The 19,272-nt window shown below is 35.9% G+C and carries 9 protein-coding genes; all 9 read left to right on the plus strand.

Translation table 11 applies throughout. The annotated features are described in order from the left end of the window. Nucleotides 1-69 precede the first annotated feature (69 nt). Nucleotides 70-1,488 carry an acetylxylan esterase gene (locus GSY47_RS08925; protein ID WP_179005781.1) on the plus strand — a complete coding sequence of 473 codons (1,419 nt, stop codon included), beginning with the start codon at nt 70-72 and terminating at the stop codon, nt 1,486-1,488. Nucleotides 1,489-1,672: 184 nt separating this feature from the next. Beyond that, nucleotides 1,673-4,141 carry a glycoside hydrolase family 95 protein gene (locus tag GSY47_RS08930; protein WP_179005783.1) on the plus strand — a complete coding sequence of 823 codons (2,469 nt, stop codon included), beginning with the start codon at nt 1,673-1,675 and terminating at the stop codon, nt 4,139-4,141. A gap of 305 nt (nt 4,142-4,446) precedes the next feature. Further along, a complete protein-coding gene (locus GSY47_RS08935; protein WP_179005785.1) occupies nt 4,447-6,015 on the plus strand; it encodes an MGH1-like glycoside hydrolase domain-containing protein in 1,569 nt (522 codons plus the stop codon). Nucleotides 6,016-6,053: 38 nt separating this feature from the next. Next, nucleotides 6,054-7,142 (plus strand): HEAT repeat domain-containing protein, encoded by a 1,089-nt coding sequence (locus tag GSY47_RS08940; RefSeq protein WP_179005787.1) that lies wholly within the window; start codon nt 6,054-6,056, stop codon nt 7,140-7,142. A gap of 149 nt (nt 7,143-7,291) precedes the next feature. Next, nucleotides 7,292-10,042, plus strand: coding sequence for a glycoside hydrolase family 78 protein (locus GSY47_RS08945; RefSeq protein ID WP_179005789.1), 2,751 nt, complete (start codon nt 7,292-7,294; stop codon nt 10,040-10,042). 143 nt (nt 10,043-10,185) lie between these two features. Next, entirely contained in the window at nt 10,186-11,331 is a 1,146-nt protein-coding gene (locus GSY47_RS08950) for a sialidase family protein (protein ID WP_179005791.1), read from the plus strand. Between the two features lie 171 nt (nt 11,332-11,502). Next, nucleotides 11,503-12,387: a sugar phosphate isomerase/epimerase family protein gene (locus tag GSY47_RS08955; RefSeq protein ID WP_179005793.1), complete on the plus strand. Its 885-nt coding sequence runs from the start codon at nt 11,503-11,505 to the stop codon at nt 12,385-12,387. Nucleotides 12,388-12,555: 168 nt separating this feature from the next. Next, entirely contained in the window at nt 12,556-15,285 is a 2,730-nt protein-coding gene (locus GSY47_RS08960; protein WP_179005795.1) for an alpha-d-galacturonidase, read from the plus strand. Nucleotides 15,286-15,603: 318 nt separating this feature from the next. Then, on the plus strand, nt 15,604-19,131 hold the full coding sequence (locus tag GSY47_RS08965; protein WP_179005797.1) for a malectin domain-containing carbohydrate-binding protein: 3,528 nt from the start codon (nt 15,604-15,606) through the stop codon (nt 19,129-19,131). Nucleotides 19,132-19,272 lie beyond the last annotated feature (141 nt).

Raw genomic sequence — 19,272 nt, forward strand, 5'->3', positions numbered from 1 at the left:
CCGTGTAAATCAGTGTTTTCGCGATAGCGAAACCATTTCATCAGCGTCCCAACACACAACAATATTAAAATGAAAAATTTAAAATACATCTTCTTAGTTTCCATTTTTGCTTTGACATTTGCCAATGCGCAAAGCACTTCTGATACTAATTTTAGAAAGCCAGTTTCAGAGACTTTAAAAAAAATAGAAACTGTTTTTAACGTAACCATCAACGATGACAGAGGTTTATTAAAAGGAAAAGAATTGGACTATGCCGACTGGAGAATTGAACCCGGAAATCTGCCACTTTCGCTGACTAATATTCTAGCGCCGTTTGAATTGATGTATTTTAAACAACCCGATGGAACCTACATCATACGCAAATATGAAAACCATAAAGTTTCGGTAGATAAAGGAAAAGAGCGTTTGTTTTACTTAGAAAGCCTTTATTCGACCAAAGAACAATGGGAGAAACGCAAAACGGAGTTAAAAGCTTGTATGATTGCATCATTTGGATTAGAAAAGGCACCCCCAATGCCCAAGTCTAAACCACTTTTAACTCCAAAAAGAATTTACAAAGACTACAGTGTAGAAAATATAGCTTTGGAAATTCTTCCAGGAGTTTATGCCACAGGATCGATTTACAAACCGTATCCGCTCAATAAAAAGTCGGCTGTAATTATTACGCCAGACGGGCATTTCGGAGACGGACGATACAGAAAAGACGAACAGTACCGTTGTGCCATGATGGCCAAAATGGGCGCCATTGTAGTAGGTTACGATTTATTTGCGTGGGGAGAATCGTTATTACAGTTTCCAGAAGAAACACATAGAAACAGTATTGCATCGACAGTCCAATTGTTGACAGGAATTCGTTTATTGGATTATTTGTCAACCTTAAAAAATGCTGATATGTCAAGAGTTGGTGTAACAGGAGGTTCTGGAGGAGGTTCGCACACCATGTTTTTATCGGCGATTGATGACAGAGTGAAAGTTTCAGCTCCGGTTGTAATGGTTTCGTCTCACTTTTCAGGCGGTTGTCCATGCGAAAGCGGACGTGGAATTCACTTATGTGGAAATGGAACCAATAACGCTGAAATTTCAGCTATGATGGCTCCAAAACCGCAATTGATTGTTTCTGACGGAAAAGATTGGACATTGGCGGTTCCAGAATTGGAATTTCCTTTTATCCAAAGAACGTATGAATTGTATGGAAAGAAAGATTTAGTCGAAAATGCTCATTTTGCAAAAGAAGGACATGATTTCGGAATCTCGAAACGTATGGCTTTGTATCCGTTTATGGCGAAATATTTAAATTTAGATTTGAATAAAGTGAAGAACGATAAAGGCGAAATCGACGAATCGACTTGTGTAATTGAACCAAAAGAAAAGTTGTTGGTTTTTGGAGATAAAGGAGAAAAACTGCCAAAAAATGCTTTAAAAGACATCAACAAATTATATGAAATGCTCGGAGAAAAAAATCTGAAAGTTTACGAGGTTAAGAAGTAAAAAAGATAGCCACGAATTCACGAATTATTTTTTTCTGCCACAGATTAAAATGATTATTAGGATTTTTTATCTGCCAGATTTTTAATCAGTGAAAATCCTTTAATCTGTGGCAAATAAATTAGAGAAATTATACGCAAAGAATAATTAGAGAAAATTCGTGAATTCGTGGCGAAAAAAAATATTTATGAAGATAAGAGTTAAAATACAGCAATTAGGTTTTGGAATTTTACTGATTTTAGCAGGTCAGAATATCATTGCTCAGTCAAGTAACGACCTAAAATTATGGTATGATAAACCTGCGTCCATCTGGAACGAAGCCTTGCCTTTGGGCAACGGACGTTTGGGTGCAATGGTTTTTGGCGATCCAGCTGTAGAACGTTTACAATTAAACGAAGAAACCATTTGGGCAGGTTCGCCAAACAGCAATGCACATACTAAATCGATAAAAGCATTGCCAATTGTTCGTCAGTTAATTTTTGACGGAAAATTTGATGAAGCGCAGGATTTGGCAACGCAGGATATTATGTCGCAAACCAATGACGGAATGCCCTATCAGACTTTCGGAAGCGTTTATATTTCGTTCAATGGACATCAAAAATATACCGATTATTATCGTGATTTAGACATCAGCAATGCTACGGCGAAAGTAAAATACAAAGTAAATGGTGTTGAATTTACACGAGAAATTCTAACCGCATTTTCAGACCAGGTTATTGTGGTAAAACTTACTGCGAGTCACCCGGGACAGATTACTTGTAATGTTTTCATGAACAGTCCGATTGATAAAACGGTGGCTTCGACAGAAGGAAACCAGATTATACTTTCTGGAGTTGGAACTAACTTTGAAGGCGTAAAAGGAAAAGTAAAATTTCAAGGCCGATTAACGGCTAAAAACAAAGGTGGCCAAATCGATGCCAGCAACGGTATTTTAAGCATCAACAAAGCCGATGAAGTGACTTTGTACATTTCGATTGCAACCAATTTCAAAAACTATCAGGATATCTCTGGTGATGAAATTGAGAAAAGTAAAGACTATTTAGCGAAAGCGGAAACAAAAGATTTTGAAACCATAAAGAAAGCTCACATTGATTATTACCAAAAATTTTTCAATAGAGTTTCTTTAAACTTAGGTTCTAATGATTTGGTTAAGAAACCAACAAACGAAAGGATCAGAGATTTTTCGAAACAATTTGATCCGCAGTTAGCTTCGTTATATTTCCAATTCGGACGCTATCTTTTAATTTCGAGTTCACAGCCAGGCGGACAACCAGCTAATCTACAGGGAATTTGGAACGATATGGTCACGCCGCCTTGGGACAGTAAATACACAACAAACATCAATGCCGAAATGAATTACTGGCCGGCACAAGTAACCAATTTGCAGGAAATGCACGAACCTTTTGTGCAAATGGCAAAAGAGTTGGCTGTGACTGGTGCAGAAACGGCAAAAACAATGTACAATGCAAATGGCTGGGTTTTACACCACAATACTGATATCTGGCGTGTAACTGCTCCAGTAGATTCCGCTGCTTCGGGAATGTGGCCGACTGGCGGTGCGTGGGTTTGCCAGGATTTATGGGAAAGATATTTATACACGGGAGATAAAAAGTATTTAGCAGAAATTTATCCAATCATGAAAGGTGCAGCCGATTTCTTTTTGGATTTTATGGTTATTGATCCAAATACAAAATATTTAGTTGTTGTGCCGTCAAGCTCGCCTGAAAATACACACGCAGGCGGAACCGGAAAAGCGACTATTGCATCTGGAACGACAATGGACAATCAGTTGGTTTTTGATTTGTTTACGCATGTTATCGAAGCTTCGGCTTTGGTTTCTCCTGATGCTGCTTATGTCAAAAAAGTGGGCGATGCTTTGGCAAAAATGCCTCCAATGAAAGTGGGAAAACACAATCAGCTGCAGGAATGGCAGGACGATTGGGATAATCCAAAGGACAATCACAGACACGTTTCGCATTTGTACGGATTGTATCCAAGTAATCAGATTTCACCAATTAAAACGCCTGAATTATTTGAAGCAGCAAAACAATCCTTAATTTACAGAACAGACGAATCTACAGGTTGGTCAATGGGATGGAAAGTGAATTTGTGGGCGAGATTATTAGACGGAAATCACGCTTATAAATTGATTCAGGATCAATTGCATTTGGTAACAGCAGATCAAAGAAAAGGCGGAGGAACGTATCCCAATATGTTAGATGCGCATCAGCCTTTTCAAATTGATGGAAACTTTGGATGCACAGCCGGTTTTGCTGAAATGCTGATGCAGAGTCAGGAAGAAGCGATTCATTTACTGCCTGCTTTACCAACGGTTTGGAAAGACGGAAGTATTAAAGGATTAGTTGCCAGAGGCGGTTTTGTAATTGATATGACGTGGAAAAACAATAAAGTTTCGGAGTTGAAAATCTATTCGAAAATTGGAGGAAACTGCCGATTGAAAGTAGAAAATACTTTAAAAGGTTCTACACTTAAAAAAGCAAAAGGAAAAAATCTGAATCCGTTGTTTTATGATATAGAAGTGAAGAAACCGATTATTTCTAATGAAGCAAAATTGCCTAAAGTACAATTGCCAAATTATAGTATTTATGATGTGAATATGAAAGCAGGGCAGACTTATACTTTTACTGGAAATTAAAAATATTTTAAAACCATATAAGTGATATAAGGAAATATAAAATTTAGGACGTTCCTGCAAGGTTTTCAAAACCTTGTAGTTATAATGATAAAGTTTGCGAATAAATAAGACACCTACAAGGTTTTGGAAACCTTGCAGGAGTAGAAACCTTGCAGGAGTGAGAAAACGTAAAGGTCTCTTGCGTGAGTGATGGAAGTGGAGCTCTTTTTTGTGAGGCTTTTTCAGCCGAACAAAAAAAGCGGGAACGGACAGCACGACCCGGAGGGGCACGCCCAAAGAATTAGTTTTAAAATAATAATTAGAATATGTTACAACATTTCAAACATAAAATAATAACACTTTCAATAGTAATCGCTTGTATAAACAGCGGTTGCAAATCAAGTGCGGGACATTCTCAAAAAGGAAAATCGGTTATTTTGGAAGAAGAAAATTTCAAACATTATGTTGATTATTTCAACACGATGGAGGATGAAAATTTAAAATTTGCGATTCCGAATGACAGTGCTTGGGCTTGGATGGAAAAGAATATTCCGTTGTTTGAATGTCCACAGCAGAATTTTGAGGAAATCTATTATTTCAGATGGTGGAGTGTTCGTAAACATATCAAAAATACACCACAAGGATTTGCGATCACAGAGTTTTTAGTTGATCGTTCTTATGCCGATAAATACAATATGATCAGTTGTGCTTTGGGGCATCATATCAACGAATTTAGATGGGTTCATGATCCGAAATACATTGAGCAGGATGTGAAAATCTGGTACCGAGGAAATGATGGAAAACCAATGAACAAATTGTATAAATTCAGCAGTTGGACAGCCGATGCTTTATATAATCGTTATTTGGTAAATAAAGATGAAAAATTCTTATTGGATTTGTACCCAGATATGGTTACCGATTATGCCGTTTGGGAAAAAGATCGTCAGCGTAAAGATGGATTATTTTGGCAACATGATGTGAAAGATGGAATGGAAGAATCCTTAAGTGGCGGGCGTAAAGTACAAAATGCAAGACCTACAATAAACAGTTATATGTACGGGAATGCTATAGCAATTTCTAAAATGGCTGAATTGAAAGGAGATAAGGAAACAGAAACCAAATTCAAGGCTAAAGCTGACGTTTTACAACAATTAGTGGAAACCAAATTGTGGAATCAGAAAAGTGAGTTCTTTGAAACTTTAACAGAAAAAGATACTTTAGCACAAGTTAGAGAAGCCATCGGGTTTATTCCTTGGTATTTTAATCTTCCTGAAAAAGGAAAAGGATTCGAAAAGGCTTGGGAGCAGATTAAGGATGAAAAAGGATTTTCGGCTCCGTTTGGTTTGACAACCGCGGAAAGAAGAAGTCCGAGATTTAGAACGCACGGAACAGGAACCTGCGAATGGGACGGCGCGATTTGGCCATTTGCAAGTTCGCAGACTTTAACTGCTTTAGCCAATGTTTTGAATAATTACAATCAGAATTATGTGGGTAAACCTGATTATTTCAAGCAAATGGAATTATATGTTCAGTCGCAATATTACAGAGGAAGACCTTATTTGGGCGAGTATTTAGACGAAACAACGGGTTATTGGTTAATGGGAGACAGAGAAAGAAGCCGTTACTACAATCATTCGACTTTCAATGATTTAGTGATTACTGGATTGGTTGGTTTGCGTCCGAGAGCTGATGATAAGATTGAAGTAAATCCGTTGATTCCACAGGAAAAATGGGATTGGTTTTGTCTGGACAATGTTTTATATCATGGCAATATTATTACCATTCTTTGGGATAAAACAGGAGAAAAATATAATAAAGGAAAAGGGTTTAGAATCTTTAAAAACGGGAAGGAAATTGCGGTTTCTGAGAAATTGGAGAAGTTAGTTTCTGAATAATTTTAAACCGATAAAGTAAATTTAGTTAAGAATAAAATTTGGAGAAAACAGTATTAAATTATTCAATCAAAGGCGGTGTATTTCATATTGCATGGAATATGATATTTGTGGTTTCAGGGATTTACTTTTTATCAATCATAAATATTGAAAAGATTAGATTTAAATTTGGTGATTTGGTTTTACCAATTGTTACTGTTTTGTTTATCATCGTTTATGGAAAAAAGGCGGTAATGACTCTTTTTAATTTTCATAAAAAAATAATATTCTCACAAGAAGGATTAGAACTTAATGAGATTTTTTATGAATGGAAAGATATTATATTTCCAAGAGTTATTGCGAAAACAGAACACACGGCAAAGTACAATTTGTCCTATAAAGAGTTTTACCTCACTTTTGTTTATAAGCAGAAAACGATAGAAATAAAAATAGATGATTATGATGTGTCTGAAAATGAAATTAAGGAACTTATAAAAAAATATACTCCAAAGTTTACACCAAGCACTACGAGCGAGAATAAAATTGTTTACGAACCTATACATGATTTTGACCAAATCATCACTTTAGAGCAATATTATGACCTTGAACATGAGGATTCAGAAGAAGCAATACAAGATGTTCAAAAATTAGCTGTTAAAGATTTAGATGAAATAAAACGTTTTTGTGAAAATCAACTCTTTACACAGCCTGATAAGGTCAGTTTTATTTACTATTCGCTGAGTGAAGATGAAGATATTGATAAATGGGCAGATTTTCTTTCTGATGAGTTTAGCAGAGTTTTTCAGATTGCGTTAAATCAGAATAAAATAAAAGAACTAACTCCAGTTTTATATGAAATTTTAGTAGAAGATATAAGTTCGTATAATGCGGGACAAGTTAGACAGACATTGCTAAAAGGATTAGATCATAAGGATTTAGAAACCCGTTTAAAGGCTTTGGAATTTCTTCAAGATTGGATTGATGAAGAAGTTTTAAAAAGTAATTCATTTGTAGTATCTAAGCTGAGACAAAAACTGAAAGATCCAGAGTGGAAAATGCGCTGGAAAGCAAGTAAATTGTTAGAACAATATAAAATTGCTTTTGAAAGCTTAAGTACACTTGATAAATTAAGACGATTTATAAATCCATAATTAATTAAGTTTTAGTTTGTCATAAATGACAAAAGAAGCATAATTTCCTCTCGCAGATTTAGGAGATTTTAAATAGAGAAAAGTAATCTGCTCAATCTGCCAAATCTGCGAGAAACAAAAAAATAAAGCCAAAAGCTTAAAATAAAATCATGAAAAACTTTTTTTTACATCTTACCTTAATCATTTCACTTTTTACATTTTCGGCGAAAGCCCAAACCAAAATCAGTGTAAGTGATTTAAAATGCGAAATGCTAACCAATCCCGAAGGAATTGATGTTTTACAGCCAAGATTAAGCTGGAAAATAAAAGCAGATATAAATGATGTAAAACAAACTTCATATCAGATTATTGCTTCTTCAAGTTTAGAAAAATTAAATGCCGGAAATGGAGATTTATGGGATAGCGGAAAGATGCAAAGCGATGAATCTGTAAATGTAATTTATAGTGGAAAAAAGCTAAAAGACAGACAAGACGTTTATTGGAAAGTAAATGTATTTACAAATAAAGGCGAAGTTCAATCAAAAGAAACAGCACATTTCAGTATCGGGATTTTAACGTATTCCGACTGGAAATCGACTCGCTGGATTGGCTATGAAAAATTGTCGAAAGATGACAGCATTTCGCAGTATTCAAAATTGTCAGCGCGTTATCTGCGAAAAGAAATCAACCTGAAAAAACAAGTCAAAAGCGCAAAAGTCTATATCATGGGAATGGGCTTGTACGAGTTGTACATTAATGGGAATAAAATTGGTGACCAGGTTTTGGCACCCGTTCCTACGGACTATACCAAAAATATAAAATACAATGTTTTTGATGTGACTTCGCAATTGAAAGAAGGTAAAAATATGTTGGGAACAATTTTAGGGAACGGACGTTTTTTTGCCATGCGTCAAGATTATAAACCTTATAAAATCAAGTCATTTGGTTTGCCGAAAATGGCTCTGCAGTTGTTTGTAGAATATACCGACGGTAGCAAAGACGTTATCAGAACAGATGATACATGGAAAATCACAACCGACGGCCCGATTTTGGCTAACAATGAATACGATGGCGAAGAATACGATGCCCGCAAGGAAATGAATGGCTGGAATACGACCAATTTTGACGATAAAAACTGGGTAAATGCGAGATACGTTCAGGAACCAGGCGGATTCTACGAAGGACAGATGTCGGCGAATATGAAGGTAAAACGTGAAGTAAAACCAATTTCAATCAAACAAACACCAAAAGGAACTTATATCCTGGATATGGGACAAAATATGGTGGGCTGGCTTCAACTGAAAGTGAAAGGAAGTGCAGGCGATAAAATCACGATGAAGTTTGCTGAATCATTACAATCAGATGGTTCTTTATACATTGCGAATCTCCGTGATGCGAAAACGACTGATATTTATACATTGAAAGGCGAGGGCGAAGAAGTTTGGGAGCCACGTTTTGTTTATCACGGATTTCGATTTGTAGAGATTTCAGGATTTAAAACCAAGCCAGCTTTAGAAAATTTTCTTGGAAAAGTGGTTTATGATGATATTCAGACTACGGGAACTTTCGATTCTTCGAACCCAATTATGAATCAGATTTTTAAGAATGCCTGGTGGGGAATCAGCGGTAATTATAAAGGAATGCCGATTGATTGTCCGCAAAGAAACGAGCGCCAGCCTTGGTTGGGAGACAGAACTACTGGAGCTTACGGAGAAAGCTTTTTATTCGACAATCAGACTTTGTACGCAAAATGGTTAGATGATATTAAAAACTCACAGACTATCGATGGCGGAATTCCGGATGTAGCACCAGCTTTCTGGCGTTATTACGGCGATAATGTGACCTGGCCTGGAACTTATATCACGGTTGCCGATATGCTGTATCAGCAATTTGGAGATACAAAAGTGGTAGAAAAACAATATCCATACATGAAAAAGTGGATGGATTATATGGAAGAAAACTATTTGGTTGATAATATTATGACTAAAGATAAATACGGCGATTGGTGTGTTCCGCCAGAATCGTTGGAATTAATTCGTTCGAAAGATCCTTCACGTTTAACCGATGGAGAATTGATTTCGAGTGCGTTTTATTACCAGCTTTTAAATATCATGAAAAAGTTTGCTGTGATTGCCAATGCTCAAAATGATATTAAACATTATGATGATGTGGCTTCAAGAATCAAAAAAGCATTCAACGCTAAATATTTTAATGTATCAAAAAATAATTACGCCAACAATACGGTAACAGCTAATTTACTGCCTTTAACTTTCGGAATGGTTCCGGAAGAATTAAAACAAAAAGTTTTTGAAAACTTAGTGCATGAAGTAGAAGTAATTAAAAACGGTCATGTAAGTACAGGCGTTATCGGAACTCAGTTTTTAATGCGAACATTAACCAATTTTGGTCGTGGTGATTTGGCTTTCAAACTGGCATCAAATAAAACCTATCCAAGTTGGGGTTATATGGTCGAAAACGGTGCCACAACCATTTGGGAACTTTGGAACGGAAACACAGCAGATCCTGCAATGAATTCGCAAAACCACGTCATGCTTTTAGGCGATTTATTAATTTGGTATTACGAAAATATGGCGGGAATCAAGAGCAATCCTGAAACTCCGGGTTTTAAACAAATCGTTATGAAACCAGATTTTAATGCTGGATTGACTTATGTAAACGCTTCATACGAATCGATTTACGGAACAATTAAAAGTGACTGGAAAAAAGATAAAAAAGCATTGGTTTGGAATATTACGATTCCAGCGAATACATCGGCTATAGTATATCTTCCTGCAAGTGATGTCTCGACAGTTTCCATCAATAAACAAAAATTAGAAAAGACTTCTTATAATCATACAACAGAGAAAAATCAAATATTGGTAACACTTTCGTCAGGAAATTTTACGATAAACGTTAAATAATCTGCATTTTTAATAATTCGGGACAGTACAGGATACATTGTTAATTTTTTGGTGTTATTTTTACACTTATTAAATATTTTTGCCTAAAAAAATGTTGGGTATGTATTTATAGTCAAAAAAAATAATTCATAATTTAATTAAGAATGAAGATATCAAAATTAGCATTTGTCTTGTTTGGACTTTTCCTTTTAGGAAGTTGTAAATCGGCTTTAGAGAGAAAGACATGGAAAGAAGGAATTTTAGTAGATCAGTTTATTTACGATAAAGCACCTTATCCTTCTTGCCACGCCGTTACAATTGTCGAAGCCACAAATGGTGATTTAGTTGCTTCATGGTTTGGAGGAACTCACGAAAGACATCCTGATGTTTGCATTTATGTAGCCATCAAACCAAAAGGAAGCGATACTTGGAACGAAGGCGTAAAAGTTGCCGACGGTGTGATGAAAGAAGGACCAAGATTACCAACTTGGAATCCGGTTTTATATCAGATTCCGGGTGGCGATTTAATGTTATTCTACAAAATAGGCCCAAAACCATCTGAATGGTGGGGCGTAATCAGAACTTCATCTGATGGTGGAAAAACTTGGTCTGAAGCACAAAAAATGCCAGACGGTTTCTTAGGGCCAATCAAAAATAAACCAGTTTTATTAAGCAACGGAATATTATTATGTCCGTCAAGCATTGAAGGCGATGGCTGGAGACTTCGCATGGAATCTACTCCAGATTTCGGAAAAACCTGGGTAATGGGTGATACACTTCCAAGAGGAAAACAAAAAATCAATGCGATTCAGCCGAGTATTTTATTTCATAAAGACGGAAGTATTCAGGCGATTGGAAGAACGAGAAACAGAGCAATTTTCAGCACCTTCTCTAAAGATAACGGAAAAACTTGGTCAGCTGTTGAGTTAATCGGACTGCCAAATAACAACTCAGGAACAGATGCCGTAACACTTAAAGACGGTAGACATTTATTGGTTTACAACCACGTTTTACCTCCGGGAACAGAAGCAAAAGGACCAAGAACACCTTTAAACGTTTCGGTTTCAAAAGACGGAATTAACTGGAATGCCGCTTTGGTTTTAGAAGATTCAAAAATCAGCCAATATTCTTATCCTTCGATTATTCAAAGTTCAGACGGAATGGTGCATATTGTGTACACTTGGAGAAGAGAAAAACTGAAATATGTAAAAGTTGATCCAAGCAAATTAGTGGCACTTCCAATTAAAAATGGAATCTGGCCGGGTGACGAAGGAAAAGTAGTTACAGCGGTAAAAGCCGAAGAAGAGTAATAAAGATATAGCCACAGATTAAAAGGATTAAATGGATTAAAAAAAATCTGCTCAATCTGCCAAATCTGCGTGAAAAAAAAACTCTCGCAGATTTGGCAGATTTTGGAGATGGATGGATTAGAAAAAAAAATCATTTTAATCCTTTTAATCTGTGGCAAAAAAAATATAGCCATGAAATCTAAAAGAAATTTAATTGTTGCGCTATTTGTTGTTCTATCAACAACATTTAACAGCTGTGCGACGGCTCAGTCATCCAACAAAAAGCAAAAATATAAAGTTGCGGTTTGCGATTGGATGATTTTAAAAAGACAGAAATTAGGTTCTTTTGCTTTAGCAGCGGAAATAAAAGCTGACGGAATCGAACTGGATATGGGAGGTTTAGGAAACCGCCCAACTTTCGACAGCAAACTAGGTGATCCTGTTGAAAGACAAAAATTTCTTGATAAATCGAAAGAAACTGGTGTCGGAATAAGTTCGATCGCGATGTCTGGATTTTATGCACAATCTTTTGCTACAAGAGAAATCACACCCATGATTACGGATTGCATTCAGGCCATGAAAAACATGAAAGTAAAAGTGGCTTATCTTCCATTAGGAACACAAACGGATTTAGTTAAAAATCCGGAGTTACGTCCAGAAGTAATTAAAAGATTGCAATGGGCAGGAAAAGAAGTTGGTAAAATAGGTGGAGTAATTGCAATTGAAACCTCTTTGGATGCGACAGAGGAGAAAAAACTTTTAGATGAAGTCGGTTCAAAATATATTAAAAGCTCTTTCAATTTTGCTAATGCTTTAGATAATAAAAGAGATATTTCATCAGAATTGAAAATCTTAGGAAAGAAATATTTAGCCCAGATTCATGCTTCGAATACTGATCAGTTTTGGTTAGAAAATGACAAAGCGATCGATATGCCAAAAATCAAAGCGACATTAGATGAAATGAAATGGAGCGGATGGCTGATTGTAGAACGTTCTCGTGATGTAACACAAGTGCATAATGTAAAAGCCAATTACGGAGCAAATGTGACTTATTTGAAGAAGATTTTCCAGAATTAAATTTTTTTAGCCACAGATTAAAAGGATTAAAATGATTTTTTAAATCTGTAGCAAAAGAATCAATAGAAAATCTGCCAAATCTGCTGAATCTGCGAGAGATAATTTTTTCACGCAGATTCAGCAGATCTAGCAGATTATTTTAGAATGAATACCCAAAAACAGCATACCATGAAATATTTACAATTACTCTTTTTATTTTTTTATATCACTTTCGCGACAGCGCAGAACATCACAGTTGTGAGTGATGTCAATTCGCCGAGAGCAAAATTTGGAGCAGAGAAATTATCAGAAACCCTTTCAGCAAAAGGATTTAGCGTAACTTCTTCTGATAAATTCAAAAAATCAAAAGATAAAGTAATTGTTATTGGAGAAAAAGGAACCGATTTCTGGAAGAAAAATGCTAAAAACGCTAAAATCGACGATAGCAAATTAAACAAGAAAGAAGGTTTTCAGATTCGAACTCAAAATAATGTAATTTACATTGAAGGAACAGATGCTTCGGGAACTTTGTATGGTGCATTAGAATTAGCAGATCGTATTAAAAATTCAGGTCAGCTTCCTTCAGAAATTAATATTGATGATAGCCCAGAAATGGTTTTAAGAGGAGCCTGCATCGGAATGCAGAAACCAGTTTATCTTCCAGGACGTGACGTTTACGAATATCCATATACACCGGAAACTTTTCCGTGGTTTTATGATAAAGCTTTATGGATAAAATACTTAGATATGCTGGTAGAAAACCGTATGAATTCTTTGTATTTATGGAACGGTCATCCTTTTGCTTCTTTAGTAAAATTAAAAGAATATCCGTTTGCGGTTGAAGTCGGCGACGAAGATTTCAAAAAGAACGAAGAAATTTATAAATTCTTAACCGTTGAAGCAAATAAAAGAGGAATCTGGGTAATTCAGATGTTTTACAATATTATTGTTTCTAAGCCTTTTGCAGAGCATTTTAATATCAAAACTCAGGATCGTTCAAGACCAATTACACCTTTATTGTCAGATTATACCAGAAAATCTATTGCCGCTTTTATCGAAAAATATCCAAACGTTGGCTTAATGGTTTGCTTGGGAGAAGCAATCAATACCGTTGATGATGATGTAGAATGGTTTACCAAAACGATTATCCCAGGTGTTCGTGATGGTTTACAGGCATTAGGAAAAACAGAAGAACCGCCGATTATTTTGCGTTCTCATGATACCGATGGGCCTTTGGTAATGGAAAAATCACTTCCATTATATAAAAACTTATATACAGAAAGTAAATATACAGGAGAATCATTAACGACTTATACGCCGGGCGGTCCTTGGGGAGAAACGCATAAACAATTAAGTGCTTTAAAATCAATTCATATTGAGAACGTTCATATTTTGGCTAATTTAGAACCTTTTAGATACGGTTCGCCAGATTTTATTCAGAAAACGGTAAAAGCGATGCATAGTGTTCATGGCGCAAATGCACTGCATTTATATCCGCAAGCTTCATATTGGGATTGGCCATATTCTGCAGATAAAACGAAATCAGGAGAACGTTTATTAGAAATGGATCGTGACTGGATTTGGTACAAGGCTTGGGCAAGATATGCTTGGGATAGCAAAAGAGATCGAAACGAAGAAGTTAAATTCTGGGATAATGATTTAGCTGCGAAATTTGGAACGAGTCAAGAAGCAGCCAACAATATTTTAAAAGCTTACGAAGAAACAGGAGAAATTGCTCCAAAAACATTAAGACGTTTCGGAATTACGGAAGGAAACCGTCAGACTTTACTATTAGGAATGTTTGAAAGTCAGTTGGTCAATCCGTCAAAATGGAGAGTTTATCCAGGATTCCATGAATCTTGTGGGCCAGCAGGTGAGTTGCTTTTGGAATATGCTAAAAAAGAATGGAATAAAGAACCGCATTCGGGTGAACTTCCAACTCAGATTATAGCTGAAATTACAGAACACGGAAGATTGGCCGTTGAAGCTATCGACAAAGCCGAAGCCAGCGTAACCAAAGATAAAGAAGAATTTGAACGTCTTAAAAATGATATTCATGCTTATAAGGCTTTCGCCGATTTCTTCTCAGAAAAAGTAAAAGCAGCTTTATTGGTTTTAAGATACAGTTATTCAAATGATATTACCGATTTAGACAAGGCAATGCCTCATTTGGAGAAAAGCATCGAGTACTATGAGTTATTGGTAAAACTGACAAAAGATACGTATTACTATGCCAACAGTATGCAAACTGCTCAACGCCGAATCCCGATTGGAGGAGACGACGGAAACAACAAAACTTGGGCTGAATTGTTACCGCATTACGAACGTGAATTGGCTAATTTCAAAAGAAATTTAGAAAAGCTAAAAGCATCAAAAGACGGTAAAATAGAAACGAAAGAAGGAAAACCTTGGAAAACGGCAGAAGTAACTTTCATTGATGAAAAACCGGGAACTTATTTAGTTAAAACAGGAACAAAAGTGTATGGAACAGATATTTCTGAGTTAACTAAAGTTGCTCCTGAACTTCAAAATTTAAGAGGATATTCGTTTGTAGAAAATGATCAAAACGAAAAAGGAACGCATTTGAAGTTTAGAAACACAAAAGCGGTTAAATTAGTAGTTGGTTATTTCAATTCAGATCAAAAGAGATTTTTATTACCGCCAAGTTTAGAAACAGATGCGGCAGGAAATGCCCACGGTCAAGCCGAAGTAATTCTAGCAAGTGCGATGAATTTAAAAGAGTTGCCTCGTGTAAACATTCATACCTATACTTTCCAGCCGGGCGAGAATAAATTAGATTTAGGAAAAGGAAAAGTATTGATTTTAGGTTTCATCGATGCAGATCAAACGATAACACCGCGTGATGTGGGATATATTGATGCAGGAGAGAAAGCAGCTATTGACTGGTTGTTTTATTAATTTGCGTTCCTGCAAGGTTTTCAAAACCTTGTAGGTATAATAAAGTTTAGAATTAAAAAAATAATTTGGGCGTGTCCCTCCGGGTCGGGCTTTCGGCTATATCTTTTATTCCGCTCCGCTACATAAAAGGATACCGCCTCAATCCCTCACGCGAACTCGTAATTAATTTAGACCTAACATCTTTTTAAAACTTGTTAGGTCTGTGTTAAAGAAACATATACGTTTCCTGCAAGGTTTTCAAAACCTTGTAGGTATCTAAAATGAACGTTAAAAAGTTAAACCTACAAGGTTTTGAAAACCTTGCAGGAAATAGAAAATATGAATAGAATAGTTTTTTTTATTTTTTGTTTTTTTTCAAGTCTTTGCTTTGTTTGGAGTCAGAGCAAAGATTCAGGGAAGTTTCGTAAAGAAATTTCGCTGAATTCATCTTGGGAAACCGTAATCTTGGAAAATCTTCCTGCACAAGAAGAGAGGTTTGTAGACCATCCAGAAACTGATTCCAATTGGCAGAAGGTTAGTGTGCCTCACAATTGGGATCAGTATTATGGTTTCAGAAGAACAAAACATGGAAATTTGCATGGAACTGCCTGGTACAAAAAAACATTAAGGCTTGACAAAAAAGACAGTTCAAAACAGCATTTTCTTTATTTCGAAGGCGTAAGTTCGTATGCGACAGTTTGGGTAAACGGAAAAAAAGTAGGCGAACACAAAGGCGGAAGAACCACTTTTACTTTAGACATTACCAAAGCGGTTTCTTTCGACAAAGAAAATATCATTTTAGTAAAAGCATCACATCCTTCTTTTATTGCAGATCTTCCTTGGGTTTGCGGAGGTTGTTCAGGAGAATGGGGATTTTCAGAAGGCTCTCAACCAATGGGAATTTTCAGGCCTGTTACTTTGGTAATTACAAACGATGTAAGAATTCAGCCGTTTGGTGTTCATATTTGGAATGATAAATCGGTTTCAAAAGAAAAAACAATTCTTCATACCACTACAGAAATCAAGAATTACAGCACCTCACAACGAAATTTAACTATCGAAAATATTCTTCTGGATGCTTCAGGAAAGAAAGTTGTTATTATTAAAAGCGACAACAAAATCAATTCGGGAGAAACAAAAGAAATAGCACAAACACTTCCAGAGATTCAAACCCCGAAATTATGGTCACCGTCTAGTCCGTATTTGTATAAATTAGTTACTTCGGTTTATGAAAACGGAAAAATAATCGACCAGCTGGCAACGCCTTACGGAATCCGCTGGGTAAGTTGGCCGGTTAGCCGTGACGGAAAAGACAATCGTTTTTTCATCAATGATGAACCTGTTTTTATAAATGGTGTCTGCGAATACGAACATTTAATTGGAAAAAGTCATTCGTTTTCAGATGAAATGATTCATTCCCGAATAGAACAGATCAAAGCAGGCGGATTTAATGCTTTTAGAGAAGCACATCAGCCTCATAATTTATTATATCAAAAAGAATTAGACGAAAACGGAATCCTGTTTTGGAGCCAGTTTTCAGCACATATTTGGTACGATACGCCTGAGTTTAAAGAAAACTTTAAAACTCTTTTACGAGAGTGGATTAAGGAACGCAGAAACAGTCCATCGGTTGTCATGTGGGGATTGCAGAATGAAAGCACAATTCCAAAAGAATTTGCCGAAGAATGCACGCAGATTATCCGTGAAATGGATCCGTTATCAGCATCGCAAAGAATCGTAACAACTTGTAACGGAGGAGAAGGAACAGATTGGAATGTAGTTCAAAATTGGTCGGGAACTTATGGTGGAGATCCATTAAAATACCATTTGGAAATGACAACTCAGTTATTAAATGGAGAATATGGCGCATGGCGTTCAGCCGATTTACATACTGAAGGTGAGTTTGACCAAAAAGGAACTTTAAGCGAAAACCGTTTTTCTCAATTAATGGAAATTAAAGTTAGAGAAGCCGAATCGGTAAAAGATAAAATTGCGGGACAATTCAACTGGCTTTTTGCTTCGCATGAAAATCCTGGACGTGTGCAAAACGGAGAAGGATTTAGAGATATTGACAAAGTAGGCCCAGTCAATTACAAAGGACTTTTTACGATTTGGGGAGAACCTCTGGATGCATTTTATATGTATCGTGCGAATTATGTTTCAAACAAAACCAATCCAATGGTGTATATCGTTTCGCATACTTGGCCAAGTCGTTGGGAAAAACCAGGAATCAAAAACGGAATCGATATTTATTCGAATTGTGATGAAGTAGAATTGTTCAACGATGTCAATAAATCTTCTTTAGGAAAACTAAAAAATCCAGGAATTGGTCAGCATTTTCAATTCAATAATGTCAATATTCAATACAATGTTTTATATGCCGTTGGTTATGTAAATGGGAAAGCGGTTGCTAAAGATTATATTGTTTTAAATAATTTTCCAAAAGCACCAAGTTTTGATGTTTTAACAACCAATAAAGTTGATATTACAAAAGCCAAAACTGGTTACAATTATATTTACAGAGTTAATTGCGGAGGTTCAGAATTGACAGATTCTGCTGGAAATACTTGGTTTACCGATACACATAAAAATGGACAAAATAGTTGGGGTTCGTTATCGTGGACAGATAATTTTGAAAAACTACCAGACTTTTTTGCCAGTCAAAGAACAACTTTCGATCCAATAAACGGAACAAAAGATCCTGAGTTATTTCAAAGTTTTAGATACGGAGTTGATAAACTGCGTTACGAATTTCCAGCATCTGACGGAGAATATTTAGTCGAATTATATTTCACAGAACCTTGGTACGGAACTGGCGGAGGTTTAGACTGCAAAGGCTGGCGTTTGTTTGACGTTGCTATCAACGATAATGTGGTTTTAAAAGATTTTGATATTTGGGCAGAAGCAGGACATGATAACGCTTTGAAGAAAACATTCAAAGTAAAAAGCACAAACGGAAAAATTGTGATTTCGTTTCCAAATGTAAAAGCTTCGCAGGCGATCATTTCTGCGATTGCGATTGCGACAAAAGACATTCATGCAAGACCAGCAACCGAATCTTCAAAAAACATTCAGAATCTGGTTTTAGATTCTTATGATAAGACCAACAGAATAGCTTCATGGCTGGATATTAATTCAAAACAATATTCAGATTCTGATGTTGTTTTTACCGAATTGCCTTCTGAGATTTTTGGAGTAGATTATTTACAGTTTTCATCTAATTCTAAAAATAAAGGATCATTTACAGCTAAAGAAGATTCAGAATTATATCTTTTTATAGATAATAAAAATTTGAATTTAGAGCGATTTTCTGAATATAAAAAAATAGAAGAAAAAGCGAAAAACAGCAACGGAATTTCATTTGATGTTTTCACTAAAAAAGTAAAGAAAGACGAGAAGGTTCTTTTTGATAATTCAGAAAACATAAACACAATTGCAGTGGTTCCAACTTACGACATGGGCGAAAAAGACGATTCGAGACCAGTTGTAATTATCGAAGCCGAAAAGACAAAAACAACGGGAACAGGAATCGAAAAAGGAAATTTCAAAAAAGCTGACTATATAGAGTTCACAAAAAAGACAAACAATAGCATTGAGTTTGAAGTAAAACCTGGAGTTGCCGGAATTTATTTAATGCGTTTCCGTTTTATGAATAGAAATGAAACTCCGATGAAAGTGAAATTCAAAATGGAAGATGCGTATGGAATTTTAATGCGAAATGATATGATTGAGTTTCCTTCTTCGACAGAAAAATGGAAGATTTTGAATACAACATCAGGAGGATATATTAATGCAGGAACTTATAAAATAACACTTGAAGGTGATGATTTAAAGGGATTGATGTTGGACAATTTCGAGTTTCAATAGGTTTTTTTGAGGTTCAAAGATGCAGAGGGACAAAGGGACAGAGGTTTAATTAGGATTGCATTGTAGAGACGCACCGCAGTGCGTCTACGCTCCAAATGTCCATACTTTGTGTTAGACGCACTGCAGTGCGTCTCTACAAAT

The organism is Flavobacterium quisquiliarum (assembly GCF_019308285.1).
GTDB lineage: Bacteria > Bacteroidota > Bacteroidia > Flavobacteriales > Flavobacteriaceae > Flavobacterium > Flavobacterium quisquiliarum.